At 65.5% G+C, this 17,143-nt stretch carries 21 protein-coding genes and 1 pseudogene; 11 read left to right on the top strand and 11 right to left on the bottom strand.

What is annotated here, in order from left to right; translation table 11 throughout:
• Positions 1-201: 201 nt before the first annotated feature.
• Complete coding sequence (locus KXD98_RS21305) at positions 202-1,722, top strand: HNH endonuclease signature motif containing protein (RefSeq protein ID WP_260760265.1); 1,521 nt, start codon at positions 202-204, stop codon at positions 1,720-1,722.
• Positions 1,723-1,756: 34 nt separating this feature from the next.
• On the opposite strand, the gene KXD98_RS21300 is transcribed toward KXD98_RS21305, so the two are convergent.
• The 3 genes from KXD98_RS21300 to KXD98_RS21290 all read right to left on the bottom strand — a co-directional run bounded on the left by KXD98_RS21300 (position 1,757) and on the right by KXD98_RS21290 (position 3,497).
• Positions 1,757-2,413, bottom strand: a complete 657-nt coding sequence (locus KXD98_RS21300; RefSeq protein WP_396881780.1) for an SRPBCC family protein — start codon at positions 2,411-2,413, stop codon at positions 1,757-1,759.
• A complete protein-coding gene (locus KXD98_RS21295) occupies positions 2,413-2,775 on the bottom strand; it encodes a helix-turn-helix transcriptional regulator (protein ID WP_260760264.1) in 363 nt (120 codons plus the stop codon). Before KXD98_RS21295 ends, KXD98_RS21300 begins: the two co-directional genes overlap by 1 nt.
• Positions 2,776-2,873: 98 nt before the next feature.
• Positions 2,874-3,497, bottom strand: a complete 624-nt coding sequence (locus tag KXD98_RS21290) for a TetR/AcrR family transcriptional regulator (protein ID WP_260760263.1) — start codon at positions 3,495-3,497, stop codon at positions 2,874-2,876.
• A gap of 106 nt (positions 3,498-3,603) precedes the next feature.
• Here KXD98_RS21290 and KXD98_RS21285 point away from each other — a divergent pair, with 106 nt between their 5' ends.
• A complete protein-coding gene (locus KXD98_RS21285) occupies positions 3,604-4,776 on the top strand; it encodes an aromatic ring-hydroxylating dioxygenase subunit alpha (RefSeq protein WP_260760262.1) in 1,173 nt (390 codons plus the stop codon).
• A gap of 24 nt (positions 4,777-4,800) precedes the next feature.
• Here KXD98_RS21285 and rnhA read toward each other — a convergent pair whose 3' ends face one another.
• Positions 4,801-5,265 carry a ribonuclease HI gene (gene rnhA / locus KXD98_RS21280; RefSeq protein WP_260760261.1) on the bottom strand — a complete coding sequence of 155 codons (465 nt, stop codon included), beginning with the start codon at positions 5,263-5,265 and terminating at the stop codon, positions 4,801-4,803.
• Complete coding sequence (locus KXD98_RS21275; RefSeq protein ID WP_260760260.1) at positions 5,262-5,903, bottom strand: VOC family protein; 642 nt, start codon at positions 5,901-5,903, stop codon at positions 5,262-5,264. Before KXD98_RS21275 ends, rnhA begins: the two co-directional genes overlap by 4 nt.
• A 175-nt stretch (positions 5,904-6,078) precedes the next feature.
• On the opposite strand from KXD98_RS21275, the gene KXD98_RS21270 reads away from it, so the two are divergent.
• Positions 6,079-6,909: an LLM class F420-dependent oxidoreductase gene (locus KXD98_RS21270; RefSeq protein ID WP_260760259.1), complete on the top strand. Its 831-nt coding sequence runs from the start codon at positions 6,079-6,081 to the stop codon at positions 6,907-6,909.
• Between the two features lie 11 nt (positions 6,910-6,920).
• Here the strand turns inward: KXD98_RS21270 and KXD98_RS21265 are convergent, their stop codons facing one another.
• Together KXD98_RS21265 and KXD98_RS21260 are read right to left on the bottom strand one after the other, a co-directional pair.
• Positions 6,921-7,169: a hypothetical protein gene (locus KXD98_RS21265; RefSeq protein WP_260760258.1), complete on the bottom strand. Its 249-nt coding sequence runs from the start codon at positions 7,167-7,169 to the stop codon at positions 6,921-6,923.
• 48 nt (positions 7,170-7,217) lie between these two features.
• Complete coding sequence (locus KXD98_RS21260) at positions 7,218-7,931, bottom strand: class I SAM-dependent methyltransferase (protein WP_260760257.1); 714 nt, start codon at positions 7,929-7,931, stop codon at positions 7,218-7,220.
• A gap of 210 nt (positions 7,932-8,141) precedes the next feature.
• Here KXD98_RS21260 and KXD98_RS21255 point away from each other — a divergent pair, with 210 nt between their 5' ends.
• Positions 8,142-9,422: a glycosyltransferase gene (locus KXD98_RS21255; protein WP_260760255.1), complete on the top strand. Its 1,281-nt coding sequence runs from the start codon at positions 8,142-8,144 to the stop codon at positions 9,420-9,422.
• Position 9,423: 1 nt separating this feature from the next.
• Here KXD98_RS21255 and KXD98_RS21250 read toward each other — a convergent pair whose 3' ends face one another.
• The 3 genes from KXD98_RS21250 to KXD98_RS21240 are packed head-to-tail and all read right to left on the bottom strand — an operon-like array spanning position 9,424 to position 11,893.
• Positions 9,424-10,296 carry an LLM class flavin-dependent oxidoreductase gene (locus KXD98_RS21250; RefSeq protein ID WP_260760253.1) on the bottom strand — a complete coding sequence of 291 codons (873 nt, stop codon included), beginning with the start codon at positions 10,294-10,296 and terminating at the stop codon, positions 9,424-9,426.
• A gap of 41 nt (positions 10,297-10,337) precedes the next feature.
• Complete coding sequence (locus tag KXD98_RS21245) at positions 10,338-11,006, bottom strand: DUF4873 domain-containing protein (protein ID WP_260760252.1); 669 nt, start codon at positions 11,004-11,006, stop codon at positions 10,338-10,340.
• On the bottom strand, positions 11,003-11,893 hold the full coding sequence (locus KXD98_RS21240) for a diiron oxygenase (protein WP_260760251.1): 891 nt from the start codon (positions 11,891-11,893) through the stop codon (positions 11,003-11,005). The genes KXD98_RS21245 and KXD98_RS21240 overlap by 4 nt, the downstream gene beginning before the upstream one ends.
• Before the next feature lie 100 nt (positions 11,894-11,993).
• On the opposite strand from KXD98_RS21240, the gene KXD98_RS21235 reads away from it, so the two are divergent.
• From KXD98_RS21235 to KXD98_RS21205, 7 genes and pseudogenes are all read left to right on the top strand, one after another.
• Positions 11,994-12,377, top strand: a complete 384-nt coding sequence (locus KXD98_RS21235; RefSeq protein WP_260760249.1) for a phage holin family protein — start codon at positions 11,994-11,996, stop codon at positions 12,375-12,377.
• 4 nt (positions 12,378-12,381) lie between these two features.
• Positions 12,382-12,576: pseudogene (locus KXD98_RS21230) on the top strand (DNA-formamidopyrimidine glycosylase family protein); the annotation flags it as partial.
• Positions 12,577-12,777: 201 nt separating this feature from the next.
• A complete protein-coding gene (locus KXD98_RS21225; protein ID WP_260765336.1) occupies positions 12,778-13,245 on the top strand; it encodes a zinc finger domain-containing protein in 468 nt (155 codons plus the stop codon).
• A 53-nt stretch (positions 13,246-13,298) separates the two neighbouring features.
• Positions 13,299-14,048, top strand: a complete 750-nt coding sequence (locus tag KXD98_RS21220) for an SDR family oxidoreductase (RefSeq protein ID WP_260760248.1) — start codon at positions 13,299-13,301, stop codon at positions 14,046-14,048.
• 106 nt (positions 14,049-14,154) lie between these two features.
• A complete protein-coding gene (locus KXD98_RS21215) occupies positions 14,155-14,427 on the top strand; it encodes a helix-turn-helix transcriptional regulator (protein ID WP_260760247.1) in 273 nt (90 codons plus the stop codon).
• A gap of 11 nt (positions 14,428-14,438) precedes the next feature.
• On the top strand, positions 14,439-14,969 hold the full coding sequence (locus KXD98_RS21210) for a hypothetical protein (RefSeq protein ID WP_260760246.1): 531 nt from the start codon (positions 14,439-14,441) through the stop codon (positions 14,967-14,969).
• A gap of 104 nt (positions 14,970-15,073) precedes the next feature.
• A complete protein-coding gene (locus KXD98_RS21205; RefSeq protein WP_260760245.1) occupies positions 15,074-15,439 on the top strand; it encodes a hypothetical protein in 366 nt (121 codons plus the stop codon).
• Between the two features lie 29 nt (positions 15,440-15,468).
• Here the strand turns inward: KXD98_RS21205 and pgi are convergent, their stop codons facing one another.
• On the bottom strand, positions 15,469-17,118 hold the full coding sequence (gene pgi / locus KXD98_RS21200; protein WP_260760244.1) for a glucose-6-phosphate isomerase: 1,650 nt from the start codon (positions 17,116-17,118) through the stop codon (positions 15,469-15,471).
• Positions 17,119-17,143 lie beyond the last annotated feature (25 nt).

The raw sequence follows: 17,143 nt of genomic DNA, 5'->3' as shown, positions 1-17,143 counted from the left end.
CCCGTTGGCGGTTTCGAACTCCGAGAAGTCGGTCTGCCACAGCCGGTTGCGTTCGGTGGGCGGTCGTGAAACGGGTTTCGTCCTCAGTCGACACTGTCGACCGCCGCGATCTCGTCATCTGAGACTCCTCCTGGACGTGTCACCATCATTCTCCGGCGACCCTGCCAAGAAGTTTGAGTCAGTGGATGTGTCGGTGGTCGAATGTATGTTCGAAGTATGTCGACAGGTGGAGTGCAGGCCGCGGTTGCGGCGGTACGCGCTGCCTTCGATGAATTGGCTGGCTGCGATGTGGATCTACTAACCCGTACAGATCTCGTCGGTGCGCTCGATGAGCTCGAAACCCTGTGGTGCCAGATGCCTTCGGTCAGGAACCGGATGTTGGCCCGGTTGCAGAAGGAGGCGACACCGAAGGAGATGGGCGCCAAGTCCTGGAAACAGGTGCTCTCGGTGCGGTGGCGGATCTCGGCCGGCGAGGCCCATCGTCGGTTGACCGAAGCCTCCCTGTTGGCGCCCCGGCAGGCATTGACCGGATCTCCGTTGCCGCCCGCGTTATCCGCCACCGCGTCCGCCCAGGCTCTCGGGGTGATCAATGACGAGCACGTCGCGGTCATCCGCAAAGCCGTCGACAATCTGCCGGGTTTCGTCGACCCCGTTACCCGGGAACAGTTCGAGATCCAGTTGGTCGGTACCGCAGTCAAGCACGGCCCCCGAGAACTCAAAGACTGCGCGGAGCGGACGCTGTTTTTGCTCGATCAGGACGGTCCGGAACCGGATGACACCGAACGCGCCCGTAAACGCTCGGTCTCGGCGAGCAGACAGCGCTCTGACGGAATGATCGATCTGCGCGCCACGCTGACACCGGAGGCCTGGGCGGTGTGGGAACCGATCCTGGCCAGATTCGCTGCGCCCGGGATGTGTAATCCCGACGATCCTCACCCCTGCACCTCAGGAACCCCGTCCCAGGCCCAGATTGACAACGACGGACGTAGCTTGGGTCAGCGTCAGCATGACGCACTGCTCGCCGCCGGCCGGATCGCGCTGATGAGTGGTGAGCTCGGGAAGCTCAACGGGTTGCCGGTGTCGGTGATCATTCGTACCACCCTGCAGGATCTGGAGTCCCGCGCCGGTGTCGGCGTCAGCGGCGCAGGGACGGTGATACCGATCGCTGAGGTGATCAGGATGGCTGCCCACGCCAATCACTACCTGGCTGTGTTCGACCGAGCCACCGGTTCGGCGCTGGAGCTGTTCCGCGCCAAGCGAATCGCGTCGCCGGCGCAGCGGATCATGTTGATCGGACGGGACGGCGGCTGCACCAAACCCTGCTGCACCGTCGGCGCCTACGGCTCCCAGGTGCATCATGTCACCGCCGATTGGGCCGACGGTGGCAACACCAATGTTGACGAGCTCGGCCTGGCCTGCGGACCCGACAACCGTAGCGTGGGGACCGACGGATGGACCACCAGGATGAACGAACGCGGCGAGGTCGAATGGATCCCGCCGCCCGGCCTGGACACCGGACAAGCTCGCATCAACTACTACCACCGACCCGAACGGCTCCTCAGACCACCCGACGACGAGCCGGAAGTCTGTCGCGAAAACAGCACTGCAGCAACCGATCCCGCTGACCACGGTACGCCTGCGGACTCAGAGGCTGCACCACACCCGGCCGACAACCCCGGCCAGCCCGGCGGACCCGCCCCGCCCGAGGACCACGCCGCCTGACCGCTGCTCTGGGCAACGTCCTGTCGCTCGCTGATCAGTCTGCGTTCTGGTTGTGCGGGAGCGGGTCTCCGCGGAAGAACGCGATCGAGTTGTCGGCTGCCCGACGGGCTACCGAGGTGTCCTCACCAGAGGCGACCTGCGCCCGGTACCAGCCCTCGCCCGCAGATCGGATGTAGTCTCTGCCCGCGCCGGTGGTCACCCACTCCTCTTCTCTGAACTCGGCGGGCACAGCTTCTCCGGTCTCGAGATGGATGGCCAGACCGAGCAACGCCAGGTCCCAACCGATGCCCACCGCGCCGGGCCCGTACTGCGGCCACATCTCGTCGCCGACCAGGGCGATGTGATCGAGTTGCAGGCTGGCCTGCTCCGGTCCCTCGTCGGTGATCGTCAACTCGATCCAGCTCAGCCCGCCACCGAACTCCCAGGTGGCGGTGAAGCTGTGTGGTGGGTCGCAGGTGAGCACCGTGCCTGACGCATTGCCTTCCACCTGGTATTTGCCGTCCAGTCGTAGGTCGCCGTGCACGGGCGCGAACCAGCGCGGTAGACGTTCGGGGTTGGTGCATGCGTCCCACAGATCAGTGGCGCCGGTGGCATACGAGCGCGTCAGCGTGACGACGCGGGCTTCCCCGGCCTCGAGAGCCCGGCCGCCGACCGTGCGCCGCACCGCATTGACATGTTCGCTGACATCCATCAGTCCTGTTTCCCTTCATCGGTTTTCGGTGGGCCGAGCCGACGCTGCCGCTTTCCGCGGGCGATCTCGGTGGACAGTGCATCCAGGCGCGGGGCCCAGAACTGACGGAAGCTGTTCAGCCAGTGGTCGATGTCGCGCAGTGCGGTGCCGTCCACGGCGTACAGGCGGCGCTGCCCTACTGCGCGCACCACGGTGAAGCCGTTGTCGCGCAGCACTTTCAGATGCTGTGATACCGCCGGCTGGGTGATCGAGAACTCGTCGCGGATGACCGCGGTGATGTCACCGGCCGACTGCTCACCGTGCACGAGCAATTCGAGGATGCGACGCCGCACCGGATCGCCCAGAACATCGAAAGCATGCACCCACTAAAAATAAAGCCACAACTTATATAAGTCAAGGGTGATAAAGCGGGCTGCGGTGAAAGTCCCGCCGCCGTCGTGCGCGATCTGGCGATGGCGGATCAAGGGCTCGTCTCGGGCATCTTCGAGTGGCGATGGCCCTTGACTGCCGGTCCGGCCCAGCGATACAGGAACGTTCGGAGTTCGCTGTTGTGGCGATCGGGACCACCTGGATCCAGGATGAAGGATTGCAGCAGGCGCAACATGAATTCGGCGAGCTCGTCGAGGCTTTGGCCACTGAACCCGGCATCGGCCCAGTCGACGTTGAGGCGTTCGAGGATTGAGCGGCCGAATGAGATCGCCACCTCAGAGGTGACTCCGGCGGCGAACGCGCTGGCCTTTCCTGGCTGCATGACCAAGCCGAGATAACGATCGTGGGGTAACTGATCGAGGGTATAGGCGATCCCTTCCACGACTGCTTCGGTCGGATCGGTTATCGACGCCAGATCCCGAGCCAGTCGGTCCAGAAAGCCACCGACTGCTGACATCGCGGTGCCGGTCAGTAGAGCATCGAGGGTGGGGAAGTAGCGATACACCGTCTGGCGGGTGATCCCGAGCTCGGAGGCGACCTCCGACACGCTGACCGACCCTCGTGCGTCGATGGATGCTCGTGCTGCGGCCACAATGCGCGCCACCGCTTCGTCGTCGTCGACGGGGATATCACCCGACCATCCGTGTCTGCGCATCCCGTCATCGTTGCATTCCGCCGGCTGTCGCAGAACTCGCTCTTGACCATACAATCAACTATTGATGTATGGTCTGGGCAGTCCTGCGAATGAGATGAGGTGTGCAATGACGGCGGTCGTCAACGGTCCGGTCAGCAATCGAGACGAAGAATTGACTCGACGCGCTCTGCGCCACGCGGTCGACAAGACCACCGACATGGCGGAGCGTGAACTGCGGGTACCGCTGCACTACTACCGCGACCCGAAGATCACCGAGGTCGAGGAATCTCAGCTGCTGCGCCGGCTGCCGCTCGCGATCGTTCCGTCGGCCCAGATTCCAGGCGTCAACGACTACGTCGTGCGTTCGGTGCTCGGCGACTCGCTCCTGGTGACCCGAGACCGCGACGGCGCCAGTCACGTCTTCCTGAACTACTGCCGACATCGCGGCGCGAAGCCGGCCTGCGGCGCGGGCAATGCTTCCAGGTTCACCTGCCCGTACCACGCGTGGACCTATAAGAACACCGGCGAGTTGTTCACCGTCCCCGGCAAATCGGGCTTCGACTCGATGGACACGTCCGACTACGGCCTGGTCGAGCTACCGAACCAGGAGCGACACGGTTTCATCTGGGCGGTCTTGACCGTCGGAGAGACCATCGACGTCGACACCCATCTGGGCGCCCTGGGGCCGGAGTTGGCACTGATGGACTACGCATCCTACGGCTACCACACCGAGAAGGAATTCCAGTCGCAGGTGTCCTGGAAAGGTGCCCTGGAGGCATTCGCCGAGGGGTACCACTTCCCGTTTGTCCACGGGGAGAGCGTGATCGGTCAGAACACGCTACCCAACACCGGGGTCTATGACGAGTTCGGCAAGCACCATCGCATCGGTTTCCCGTTCACCTGGGTCGTCAACCTCGGTGACGATGCCTCCGCGTCGTGGGATCCGCATCAGAACATGGGCGTCATCTACTGGATCTATCCGAATCTGATCCTGGCCAACAGCCCGGTCGGGGTGGAGGTCATCGACATCCTGCCCGCCGGGGAGCCCACTCGGTGCTCAGTGCGCCACAGCTGGATGGCGCGAGTTCCCGCCACCACCGACGAGATGCGAAACATGTATGACCAGGTGTACGAGAGCGTCCACGCGGCCGTCGTCGACGAGGACTTCGCCATGTTGCCCCAGTGCGGTGAGGCTGTTGTGCACGGTCAGCATGACCACATGATCATCGGGCGCAACGAGATCGGCGTGCAACACATGATCAAGGTGTTCGCCGCGGAACTCGGCGTCGCACTCCAATGACGCGCGTAGTTCTTGCCTGTGCCGTCAGGCGGTGTCAGCGACCGCCGCGACCAGACCGCGCGTCGCAAGTTGGTCGGCAAGCTCGTTGTCGGCCACCCCGGAGTGACCCTTCACCCAGAACCATTCGACCCGGTGTCGCGCGCAGGCGACCTGGAGCCGCTGCCACAGGTCGACGTTCTTGACCGGCTGCTTGGCGGCGGTCAGCCAGCCGTTGCGTTCCCAGCCGAGCACCCACTTGGTGATGCCGTTACGCACATAGGTGCTGTCGGTGTGCAGGTGGACCAGCACCGGCCTGGTGAGCGCTTCGAGTGCCATGATCGGCGCCATCAGTTCCATCCGGTTGTTGCTGGTGGTGCCCGCCTCACCGCCGAACATCTCGCGCACGTGTTCGCGCTGGCGCAGCACGGCACCCCAGCCGCCGGGACCGGGATTGGGGCGGCATCCCCCGTCGGTGTGGATGATGACCGGGTCATCGGCGGGCACGCTCATGAGCTCCGAGGATAGGCGGCTGAGATCATCGCGGTCCGGACCGACATCCCGAAGTCGAGATTGCGCACCGTGGTGATCCGACGCCCCGGTTGCACGGCCTTCTTCACCGGTCCGGTGCGCTCACCGAAGAATGCGGCGGTCGCGTCGATGTCGGCGACGACATAGGTGATTCCCCACAATGTGGACGGTCCCTCCGTCGGCCGGGCGGGGTAGCCGATAACCTCGAGGATCACCTCGCCGAGCCGAAAGAAGATCTGGCGTAGCGGTCGCCCTCCGAGCTCTACGTCGCGTTCGCGGCGGGGCGCGACCCCGACGGCGGCCAGCGCGCGGACCGTCCGATCCAGGTCGGGCGACATCAGCACGACGTGGTCGATTCCGGTCACGCCGTTGTCGTGGGTCGCCGGTCGGGCCGGGTCGGGGCCGCAGCCTTCGGTGGGGATGCCGTCGAGGTCGCGCGGCGCATCCTGCGGAAGGCCGGTCAGCGACCAGCCGACGATGCCGCTGCCGTGTTCACGCCCGATCAGTCGGATCCGGACGCCACCGACCCGGCACACGTCGTCGGAGCCGACGGTGAACCCTGCCTGCGTCCACACCTCGCTCGAATCGGCCACGTGCAATTCGGCGACAGTGACGGTCACCAGCCCAGCGTAGTTCGGCGATGCCGGCGCCTCGGCCCGGCCTTGTCGGGAGGACGGAAGTCACGCCGTACTCGACCGGGTGCGCGCGATGGAGTAAGAACACCAGAGGCGGGAATGGCGAGAACCGCCCGGGGTGGTGGGGTCTCGGAGTTCGAGTGAGCCAGGAGGCAGCGAGATGGAGTTCGGGATTTCGACGTTCGTCAACGACGACGCCATCGACACTGTTTCGCTGGCGCGTGCGGTGGAAGAGCGTGGATTTACGGCGCTGGCGGTTGCCGAGCACACCCATATTCCGGCCAGCCGCGAATCTGCCTATCCCCTCGGTGGCGATCTACCCGGCATCTACTACCGAACCCTGGACCCTTTTGTCACCCTCGCCGCAGCTGCGGCGGTCACGTCCCGGATCGAGTTGATCACCGGTATTGCGTTGCTGATTCAGCGCGACCCGATCATCACGGCGAAAGAGGCCGCCAGTATCGACGTGATCTCCAACGGACGCTTCGTGTTCGGTGTCGGCGCGGGTTGGAACATCGAGGAGCTGCGCCATCACGGCACCGATCCGAAGACCCGTGGGTCACTGCTCGACGAGCGCATCGAAGCGATCAGGGCGCTGTGGACGAATGAACCCGCCGAGTATCACGGACGTTTCGTGAACTTCGACGCCTCCTATTCACGGCCCAAGCCGGTGCAGAAACCGCATCCGCCAATATTTATCGGCGGTGATTCCGATGCCACCGTCAAGCGCATCATCCGACACGGCGCCGGCTGGATCTCCAACCCGCTGCCGCCGGACATGCTGGCTCGGCGGGTCGAGCAGATCCGAGACGGTGCGGGCCGCGACGTACCGCTGACGACATTCGGCACCCCGGCCAACCCCGACTACTGGGCTGCCCTGGACGAACTCGGCTATCGGCAAGCCAACGTGCTGCTGCCGACCAAGCCGCTCGACGAATCGCTCAAGCGGCTCGACGCCATCGCCGAGAAGGTCGGCGCTTACCGCGGCTGAGTCTCAACGACTCAGTCGCCGTCCTTCTTGTCGCCGGAGTCGTCGTCGGAGTCATCCTCAGAGTTGTCGTCGGAGTCGGACTCGCCGTCCGTCGCTGACACGCCGCTGAGCTCGAGCACCGCCCAGTGGCTCGGAGAGAGCAGCACCGACCATTGGCCGTCTTTGCGCCCGAGCTTGAGGACGCCGTCATCGATTTCCCAGACGGTGTCGTCACCGTGTTGAGATTCTTGTCCATCGGAGTAGGTGAGTTTGAAAGCCATGCTGCGGAATGCCCAAATCCCCAGCGTCGCTAAACTGGCCGATCGCGGCTAATTCGACGGACGCCGGCCGAGGAACGTGTGCACGATTTTGCGCTGCCAGCCCGGAACTGTCATCTCCTGGACGTCGACGAACCCGATGCGCCGCAATCGATCCTGGAACTCGCGCGCCCCGTCGAAGCGGTTGACACTGCGCCGCAGGTAACGGTAGAGCCCCGCGTCGCCCGACCGGATGCGCCCCGCCGGGATGATCACCGACGCGCACACGGCGTTCCAGAGTGCGGTGGCCGCCCGGGAGTCACGCACCGAATACTCGTGCACAGCAAGTACCCCGCCGGGGCGCAGCAGGCGGCACAGGGTCTGCAGCACCACGTCGGGGTCGCCAAGATTGCGCACCAGATAGGCGGCAAGGATGCCGTCAAAAGGCCCGGTGACGCCGGCGTCGGCCAAGTTCTCCGCCCTGCTGTGCACGAAGGTCACCGCGTCCGGCCAGTGCTTGGACCTGGCTTCCTCGAGCATGCCGGCCGAACCGTCGACGGCAACGATCTCGGCGTGCGGTGCCGCATCCAACAATGCCGCGGTGGAGGCGCCCGTGCCGCAGCCGATGTCGAGCAGTCGCAGGCCGCGCCCCTGATCGGGAAGTTGCATCCGGCGGGCCGACAACTTCAGGTGCTCGTGATAGCCGGGGTTGGCGCTGACCAGCACGTCATAGGACTTGGCCCCGGCGTCGAAGGCACCAGGAACGTCATAAGGCCCGGCTGTCATCGAGCTTCACTTTACCCGTATCGGGCCAGTCCCAACCCCAGTATCGAGTTTCCTCCAAAACCGTTAGTGGGCAAGGTGTTTAAGGTCGAGAACGGACTGGTCGGGAACCATGGATCGGCGCAGAGGGCTACAGTCGACAGATGTCGAGGATGATCAGCTCGGGGAGCCGGCCGGTTCCCGAGACACCTACCGGGAAGTAAGGGACGAGTTTTGGCGCGCTATCTGCTGGCGGCGACCCCTCTTCGCGGTCACCTCATGCCGCTGATGGTGGTCGGCTCAGGTCTGCGGTCACTCGGCCACGACGTCACCATGCTGACCGGGGCAGAATTCGCCGACGCGGTGCGCGACACCGGACTGAACATGGTCGCGCTGCCCGATGAGATCCGCATCGATCCACCGGCCGCCGCGCCGCTGCTGTTACGCAACCTGCCTGCGCCGCTTCGCCGGTTCTGGCTGGGACGTGCTGAATTACGCTCGGTGTTCGTCGATCCGCTCAACGCCGAAGCCGACGCCCTGCGCGCAGTCCTGGACAGCGCACCGTTCGACGCGATCTTGGCCGATGTCACGTTCACCGGCGCCTTGGCGGTCCTGACGGGCGATGCGCCCCGTCCGCCGATCGTGGCGTGCGGGGTCGCTCCGCTGACGCTGTCGAGCCGGGACACGCCGCCGTTCGGACTGGCGTGGCAACCCAGGAAGGGGCGCGACTATCGCCGGATGACCCGGGCCACGCACCGCGTGATCATGCGCGATAGTCAACGCGCCTTCGACGCTGCGCTACGGCGAGCCGGGGGCAGCGCAGCGCCGGTGTTCGTCAGCGACTGGCCGCGGCTGGCCGAAGCGGTGGTGCAGCTGTCGGTGTCGGGATTCGAGTACCCACGCGGTGACCTTCCCGAGACGGTCGAGTTCGTCGGTCCGGCGCTCCCCGCGGCCGACGCAGCGTTCGAGGCGCCCCCCTGGTGGCCTGAACTGCGCGCGGCCGCGACGGTCGTGTTGGTCACCCAGGGCACCTTCGACAATGCAGACCTCGACCAGCTGATCGCCCCCACGCTGCGCGGGCTCGCTGCGTGTGACGATGTCCTCGTCGTCGCCACCACCGGCGGGCGGGCCGGTCAACAGTTGCCCGACCACATCCCGGCCAACGCGCGGGTCACCGACTGGGTGCCGTACTCGGCGCTGATGCCGCATGTGGACGTGATGATCACCAACGGTGGGTACGGCGGCGTGCAGTACGCGCTGAGCCACGGCGTTCCGCTGGTGGTCGCGGGCGAGACCTCGGACAAGGCCGAAGTGGCTGCGCGGGTGTCCTACAGCGGCGTCGGCATCGATCTGAAAACGTCGACTCCGACATCTGAGGCGGTGCGCGCAGCCGTCAGCCGCGTCCGCCATGACGACCGCTACCGGGCGTCTGCGCAACGGCTGCGCGCCGAAATCGAGGCGGTCACGCCGATCGACGCCATCGCCAACGCGCTCAAGCGGTGTTGCGACGCCTGAGTCAGACCTTGGCGATCACATTCTCGGCGAACATCTCCAGATTGCGGATCTTGGCGTCCAGCGGCTCGGTGTCCTGGCCGGTGATGTAGGGAATCCGGAACCCGACGATCACATCCGTGACGCCTTTGTCCTCCAGACGCTTGATGCCGTCGGGGGTGTAGGCGTCGAGCGAGATCACGTGGACTTCGTAGTCCTTCTTGTCGGCGGTCCCGGCCTCGTCGCGGAAGCGGTCGAGCTTCTCCAGCAGCGGGCCGAGCTCCTCAGGGTCACCGCCACCGTGCATCCAGCCGTCATTGCGGGCCGCGCGGCGCAGCGCGGCGTCGGCGTGCCCACCGATCAGGATCGGCACTGGTTTGGACGGCGCCGGTGTCATCTTGGTCTTGGGGATGTCGTAGAACTCGCCGTGGAACTCGAAGTAGTCCCCGGAGGTCAGGCCGCGGATGATCTCGATGCACTCGTCCATCCGCTTGCCCCGTCTGGCGAACGGTACGTCCATCAACTCGTAGTCCTCCGGCCACGGGCTGGTGCCGACCCCGAGTCCGAGCCGGTTGTCGAACAGCGCAGCCAGCGAACCGGCCTGCTTGGCCACCAGGGCGGGCGGCCGGATCGGCAGCTTCAGCACGAAGTGGTTGAACCGCAACCTGGTGGTCACCGCGCACAACGCCGCGGTCAACACGAACGCCTCGATGAACGCTTTGCCGTCGAGGAACTCGCGGTTGCCGTCGGGGGTGTAGGGGTACTTCGAGTCCGACTCGAACGGATAGGCGATGCTGTCGGGAATCGTCATCGCGTGGTAGCCAGCCGCCTCGGCGGCCTGGGCCAACGGAATGTAGTACGTCGGGTCGGTCATCGCTTCGGCATAAGTGAATCGCACGACCGCGATACTAGAACACGTTCTAGTTTAATCCCGACGATTCACGAATTCGTCACCGGTCGGGTTGCCGACCCGAACGGAGGTTCACCGTCGCCGGCAACGGTCACGCTGCCCCACGGCGTCCGCTCGACCACCCGCGCCTGCCCGGTCCGTCCGGCGATCGACACCGTCAGGACACGTCGGCCATGCAGAACGTCGGGCGACAGGTCACCGGTGAGGGTGCCGCGCCAGTGATAGTGACCGTCGATGGCCGCGACGTGGCCGCGGAGGCGGGCGCGGGCCGGGATCTCGCGATCCTCCAGAGTCACCGAGACGGGACCGTCGTAGATGTCAACGTCGTCGGGCGCCGCCGCGCTGAGGTAGAAGCGCGACCGCACCGGTTGGGGACGCCACCGGCGTACGGTCACCCGCGACTTCGCCTCTATCCGGGCGAGACCCGACCGGGTCATCAGGTCCAGGCAGCGCGCCACGAAGCGGGTCTGGCGAGCGACGTCGGGACCGGGTGTGCGGAAGTGGTTCGGCAGGCCGTGCACGGCCACCGTCGGGTCTGTCGAGGACCGGGTGTCCACGACGGTGCGCGCGGTCGCCGTGCGTCCATCGGACGCCCGCACCGTCCACATATCGGTCTCGATGTCGTAGTTGCGCTCGGTGGCATCTGCCAGGACGATGCCGGTGAACCCGTCACCGTCGCCGATCACGATCGTGCTCACAGGAATCCAGCTCTGCGCCAAAGGCTTCGGCCGACTCGTCCCATCAGGCCCACCTCCTCGAAGAAGGCCGCCAGCGACGCGAAGGACGAGACGCAACTGGCTCGGAAATGCGGATTTCGGCGCGCAGCCGCGCGCATCTGCCGGCCGTCGAGCCCGGCGCGCCGGTACTGGATCGGCAGGGTGAACAACATGCGGTAGAACGGCCCGCCCAGGCCGTGCAGGTTGGCCAGCAGCACGCGGCGGTAGCGCGGCATGGTCGGGGCGGACCTGCGCAGGCCGTCCCGGGCGAACTGGATGTGGCGCGCCTCCTCGGTGACGTGAATCCGCATGAGCCGCGAGACGATCGGCTGCAATTCGGGGTCGTCGAGGATTTGGCGTTGCAGCGCGTCGAAGATCTCCTCACCCACCAGAGCCGCGCCCCACAGCAAGTCGCCACGGAACACAAAGGGCAGCGAGTTGATCACGATGCGGTGAAAGAGTCTCGGGCGCACCGGAATTCCACCCACCCGGGCGATGGTCTTGCCGAACATCACCATGTGGCGGGTCTCGTCGCCGAGTTCGGTCAACGCGTAGTGGGTGGTCGCGGCGGTGGGGTTCTTGTGCATCAGGTCGCGTAGCAGTGCTTGGTTGAGGATGTTCTCAAACCAGATGCCGGCCGAAAGAATGTTGACCAGTTCCTGGCGGCTCAGTTCGATCTGCTGTGGTCGGCTCATGGCGTTCCACTGCGCGGTGCCGTAGAGCGTGACGACCTCCGGCGGCAGAAAGAATCTGTCCGGATCCAGTGGGGCGTCCCAGTCGATGTCGACCACCGGCTCGTAGGACTTCTTGACCGACCCCTTGAGGAGTCGCTCGGCGAATTCGCCGCGGGTCGTCTTGGTCGCCGTCATCTTTCGAAACTAGGGAGCTCCACTAGGCGGTGTCAATACCTGCGGTACCGCATACCTTCGGTACCGATGCACTTCGGCCGCTGGGGTGGATCATGATCTGATGACGTCGTTTCTGTTGCGTGCCGCGCTGACCGGTCTTGCGTTGTGGCTCGTCACGCTGGTGGTGCCGGGCATCGCGTTCGTCGGCGGTGACACCACGCTCGCGCGGGTCGGTGTCATCTTCGTGGTGGCGGTGATCTTCGGGCTGGTCAACGCGGTCGTCAAGCCGGTGGTGCAGATCCTGTCGATCCCGCTCTACATCCTGACGCTGGGACTGTTCCACATCGTGATCAACGCGTTCATGCTGTGGCTCACCGCGTGGATCACCGAACACACCACCGGCTGGGGCCTGGCGATCGACAACTTCTGGTGGACGGCGATCTGGGCCGCGATCGTGTTGTCCCTCGTGAGTTGGTTGCTGTCGCTGGCAGTCAGGGCACACTGAGGATATGCCGGAGCTGCCGGAGGTCGAAGCACTCGCCGACCATCTGCGTCGTCACGCGGTCGGTCTGACCGTGGGGCGGGTGGACGTGGCCGCGCTGTCGGTGCTCAAGACGTTCGATCCCCCGCCGACGGCGCTGCACGGCCAGCAGGTCGATGCGGCCCAGCGGTGGGGCAAGTATCTCGGCATGCGTGTCGGCGAGCTGTATCTGATCACCCACCTGTCCCGGGCGGGTTGGCTGCGCTGGTCGGACAAGCTCGCCGCCGCGCCGCTGCGTCCGGGCAAGGGGCCGATCGCCTTGCGGGTGCACTTGGGCCCACCTGGGCAGGCGCCGGGTTTCGATCTGACCGAAGCAGGCACCCAGAAGCGTCTGGCGGTCTGGCTGGTCACCGATCCGCAGGCGGTGCCGCAGATCGCCGCGCTCGGACCGGATGCGTTGTCGTTGACGGATGATGGACTGGCCGAGGCGCTGGCCGGCCAGTCCGGCCGGATCAAGACCGTCATCACCGACCAGAAGGTGATCGCGGGCATCGGAAATGCGTACAGCGACGAGATCCTGCACGTGGCCAAGCTGTCGCCGTTCGCGACGGCGGGCAAGCTCTCCGACGCGCAGCTGGCCGATCTGCACGACGCGATGATCGCGGTGCTCACCGATGCGGTGACCCGGTTGGTGGGACAACAGGCGGCGACGTTGAAGGGGGAGAAGCGGTCCGGACTGCGGGTGCACGCGCGTACCGGTCTGCCGTGCCCGGTGTGTGGTGACACCGTGCGCGAAGTGTCCTTCGCCGACAAGTCCTTCCAGTACTGCCCGACCTGTCAGACCGGCGGCAAGGTGCTCGCCGACCGCCGGATGTCGCGGCTGCTCAAATAGCTCTCGGTCACGACGGTTGCAGGCCACTTGTCTAACTGGGTTATCCTGCCGCAATGACTCGGCAGAAGATCCTGATCACCGGAGCGAGCTCGGGGCTCGGCGCGGGGATGGCCCGCGCATTCGCCGCCAAGGGCCGTGACCTGGCGTTGTGCGCGCGTCGCACCGACCGTCTCGACGAGCTCAAGACTGAGCTGCTCCAGCGGTATCCAGGAATCAAGATCGCGATCGCGGCGCTCGACGTCAACGATCACGAACAAGTGCCCAAGGTGTTCGGCGAGTTGCGCGACGAACTCGGCGGCATCGACCGTGTCGTGGTCAATGCCGGCATCGGTAAGGGCTACCCGCTCGGGGGTGGTAAGCCCTGGGCCAACAAGGCCACCATCGAGACCAACCTCGTCGCCGCGCTCGTGCAGATCGAGACCGCGCTTGAGATCTTCAAGGCGGCCGGCGCGGGGCACCTGGTGTTGATCTCGTCGGTGCTGGGCAATGTTGGTGTCCCTGGGCACAAGGCTGCCTACTGCGCGAGCAAGGCCGGACTGACTTCGCTGGGACAGTCGCTGCGTGCCGAGTACTCGTCGGGGCCGATCGCGATCACGGTGATCGAGCCCGGCTACATCGAGTCGGAGATGACCGCCAAGGCCAACAAGACCCTGTTGATGGTCGACAACGAGACCGGCGTGCGCGCGATGATCGAGGCGATCGAGAAGGAAAAGGGTCGGGCCGTGGTACCCGGCTGGCCGTGGTGGCCGCTGGTCGAGCTGATGAAGGTGCTGCCCCCGCGGTTCACCCACCGCTTCGCGTGAAGCGCCGGACCCGCTGCCGCGTAGCGCGGAGTCCCGACCGCGCATAGAGCAGGCGTAACCATCGGTTGACTTGACAAACCATTGGGTTTTCCCAACACTTGGTGAGGTGAGTCCAGTCCGGCGAGGGGAGACGCGGCCCATCCACAACCGCATCGGTGTCCTGCGTGCCGAGCGGAAGATGTCCCGCGCGCAGCTCGCCGAGCTCATCGACGTCAACCCGCAGACCGTCGGCGCCCTCGAACGTGGCGATCACTACCCCAGCCTCGATCTGGCGTTTCGGATCTGCGAGGTGTTCGACCTGCCGGTCGAAGCCGTGTTCTCGCGTGAGCCCTTCACCCCGTTGTCGGCCGAGCTCTACCGGAAGAACGTCCCAACCTGAGGAGCATGTTCATGTCGAACTCGACCAACGTCCTCGATCGCTACCAGGACTATCGCGCCAGGCGGTTTCTCAAACATGAACAGGCATATGCCAATTGGCTGCCGTCGTGGCGCACTCAGCGTCGCCGTCGGATTCTGGTGTCCGGTCTCGCACTGAGCTTCGCGGTGATGGCGGTGGTCAGCGTGTTGTGCGCGTTGGGCTTCCGTGGCGCGGCCATCGCATGGCTGCCCGCCACCTTGGTCTTCTTCCCGCTGTGGCTGATGCTCCAGATCGTCTCCGGGCGCCAGGGCGACGCACCGCATGCCACTCTCGACGAGTTCGAACTGACGCAACGCAACAACGCCAGGTCGATCGGGCTGACCGTGACGCAGAACCTGATGCTGGTGCCGATCTTCTATCTGATCATCGGATCGGTCGCCACCGACTTCGCCAACGGTGACATCGCCTACGCCGGTGGGCTGATGGCACTGACCGTGATGCTCATCGGTGGCTGTCTGCCCGCGATGATCCTGGGATGGACTCGGCCCGACCCCGACGCGTGAGCGATTTCGGCGCGGTTTCGGTCGGTCAGCGACCACAACCGCGCCGAAATCACCGGCGACGCGGTCGGTACTGTTGGGCAACAGCCGCCGTCGAAAGGACTCTGATGCTCGCCCTGACCACCTGGACCGGAGGACTGCTCGTCGCCACAGGGGTGATCGCGTACATCGCCAGCGGAGCGGCCAGCATGACCGCGCTGATCCCGGCATTCGTCGGCATCCTGCTGCTCGTCACCGCCCTGATCGGACGGCGTTCCGAGGGAGCGCGCAAGCACGCCATGCACGCCGCACTGGCCATCGCGCTGCTGGCCGCACTCGGGGCGCTGCGCAACGTGTTCGGGCTCGGCGACGTGTTCGCGGGTACTGCCGAACGACCCGCTGCCGTCATCACCAGCACCATCATGTTCGTGTTGCTGCTGGTGTTATTGGTCGCCGGGGTGCGCTCGTTCGTCCAGGCGCGCGCCGCGCGCTGAGTCCGACCTGCGCGCGCCGCGCGCTGAGCTCAGCCCGACCGTCCGCGCTGGACGCGGTAGTGACGCACCAGCGCATCGGTCGACGAATCCGTCTGCTCTGCAGGGGATCCCGCGTCGATGAGGACGGGCAGCAGTGCCTTTGCCTGGGTCTTGCCCAACTCCACGCCCCACTGGTCGAAGGAGTCGATCCCCCAGATGATGCCTTCGACGAACACCTGATGCTCGTAGAGCGCGATCAGTTGACCGACCACCGAGGGGGTCAGCCGGCTCCCCAGAATCGACGTGCTGGGCCGGTTGCCGGGCATCACCTTGTGGGCCACCACATCTGCCGCGGTGCCCTCGGCCGCTATCTCCGCGGCGGTCTTGCCGAAGGCGAGCACCTGAGTTTGGGCGAAGAAGTTGCTCATCAACAGGTCGTGCATGCTTCCGGTGCCGTCGGCGGTCGGCAGATCGTCGGTCGGCTCGCTGAACCCGATGAAGTCAGCCGGCACCAGCCGAGTGCCCTGGTGAAGCAACTGATAGAACGCGTGCTGGCCATTGGTTCCCGGCTCGCCCCAGAAGATTTCGCCGGTCTGCGACGTCACCGCTGAGCCGTCGGCGCGCACTGATTTGCCGTTGGACTCCATGGTCAGCTGCTGGAGATACGCCGCGAAACGCGCTAGGTCGTTCGAATAGGGGAGTACCGCACGGGTTTCCGCGCCGAAGAAGTTGTTGTACCAGAGCCCGATCAGGCCCAGCAGCACCGGTGCATTGACCTCCAGTGGTGCCGAACGGAAATGTTCGTCGACGATGTGGAAGCCTTCCAGGAATTCCGCGAAGCGCTCCCTGCCGATCACCGCCATCACCGACAGCCCGATCGCCGAGTCGACCGAATAGCGACCGCCGACCCAGTCCCAGAAACCGAACATGTTGTCGGTGTCGATGCCGAACTCGGCGACGAGCTCGGCATTGGTCGATACCGCGACGAAATGCGCAGACACCGCGTCGTCTCCGAGTGCATCGGTGAGCCAGCGCCGTGCCGCCGTGGCATTGGTCAGCGTCTCCAGGGTCGAGAACGTCTTTGACGCGATCACGAAAAGCGTGCTGGCCGGGTCGAGTCCGTCGAGTGTGGCCACCAGGTCGGCGGGGTCGACGTTGGACACGAAGCGTGCCGAGATGCCGGCGTCGGCGTAGTGACGCAACGCCTGGTACACCATCACCGGACCCAGATCCGAACCGCCGATACCGATGTTGACCACCGTCGTGATGCGCTCGCCGGTGGCGCCTCGCCATTGCCCGTTGCGCAAGCGGTCGGTGAAGTCGCCCATCCGATCGAGGACCTGGTGCACGTCGGTGACGACGTCCTGACCGTCTACCGCCAGCGACGCGTCGCGGGGCAACCGCAGCGCGGTGTGCAGCACCGCCCGGTCCTCAGAGGTGTTGATGTGCACCCCGGCGAACATCGCGTCGCGGCGGGCGGGCAGCTCGGCCGCGTGCGCCAGATCCACCAGCAGACCCAGAGTTTCCCGGGTCAGGCGGTGCTTGCTGTAGTCGATGTAGAGATCACCGACCGTCAGCGTCATCTCGGAGCCCCGTGCGGGATCCTGGGCGAACAGGTCGCGCAGGTGCACGGTGCCGATGTCGTCGTGATGACGGGCCAGCGCCTGCCATGCGGGTGTGGCGGTGATGTCAGAACCCATGTACAGAACCCTAGTGCGGTCCGGT

The sequence above is a fragment of the Mycobacterium sp. SMC-4 genome (genome assembly GCF_025263265.1).
In the GTDB taxonomy this organism is placed as follows: domain Bacteria; phylum Actinomycetota; class Actinomycetes; order Mycobacteriales; family Mycobacteriaceae; genus Mycobacterium.
The sequence above is the reverse complement of the archived record's forward strand: the minus strand, read 5'-3'. Positions and strand labels throughout refer to the sequence as shown.

Bases quoted from the DNA above. Each gene is read 5' to 3' on its own strand.
- KXD98_RS21285 (WP_260760262.1), top strand. From the start codon at position 3,604: ATGACGGCGGTCGTCAACGGTCCGGTCAGCAATCGAGACGAAGAATTG.
- KXD98_RS21300 (WP_396881780.1), bottom strand. From the start codon at position 2,413: ATGGATGTCAGCGAACATGTCAATGCGGTGCGGCGCACGGTCGGCGGC.
- KXD98_RS21240 (WP_260760251.1), bottom strand. From the start codon at position 11,893: ATGACGGCGACCAAGACGACCCGCGGCGAATTCGCCGAGCGACTCCTC.
- KXD98_RS21290 (WP_260760263.1), bottom strand. From the start codon at position 3,497: ATGCGCAGACACGGATGGTCGGGTGATATCCCCGTCGACGACGACGAA.
- pgi (WP_260760244.1), bottom strand. From the start codon at position 17,118: ATGGGTTCTGACATCACCGCCACACCCGCATGGCAGGCGCTGGCCCGT.
- KXD98_RS21305 (WP_260760265.1), top strand. From the start codon at position 202: ATGTATGTTCGAAGTATGTCGACAGGTGGAGTGCAGGCCGCGGTTGCG.
- KXD98_RS21235 (WP_260760249.1), top strand. From the start codon at position 11,994: ATGACGTCGTTTCTGTTGCGTGCCGCGCTGACCGGTCTTGCGTTGTGG.
- KXD98_RS21205 (WP_260760245.1), top strand. From the start codon at position 15,074: ATGCTCGCCCTGACCACCTGGACCGGAGGACTGCTCGTCGCCACAGGG.
- KXD98_RS21210 (WP_260760246.1), top strand. From the start codon at position 14,439: ATGTCGAACTCGACCAACGTCCTCGATCGCTACCAGGACTATCGCGCC.
- rnhA (WP_260760261.1), bottom strand. From the start codon at position 5,265: ATGAGCGTGCCCGCCGATGACCCGGTCATCATCCACACCGACGGGGGA.
- KXD98_RS21265 (WP_260760258.1), bottom strand. From the start codon at position 7,169: ATGGCTTTCAAACTCACCTACTCCGATGGACAAGAATCTCAACACGGT.
- KXD98_RS21260 (WP_260760257.1), bottom strand. From the start codon at position 7,931: ATGACAGCCGGGCCTTATGACGTTCCTGGTGCCTTCGACGCCGGGGCC.
- KXD98_RS21220 (WP_260760248.1), top strand. From the start codon at position 13,299: ATGACTCGGCAGAAGATCCTGATCACCGGAGCGAGCTCGGGGCTCGGC.
- KXD98_RS21270 (WP_260760259.1), top strand. From the start codon at position 6,079: ATGGAGTTCGGGATTTCGACGTTCGTCAACGACGACGCCATCGACACT.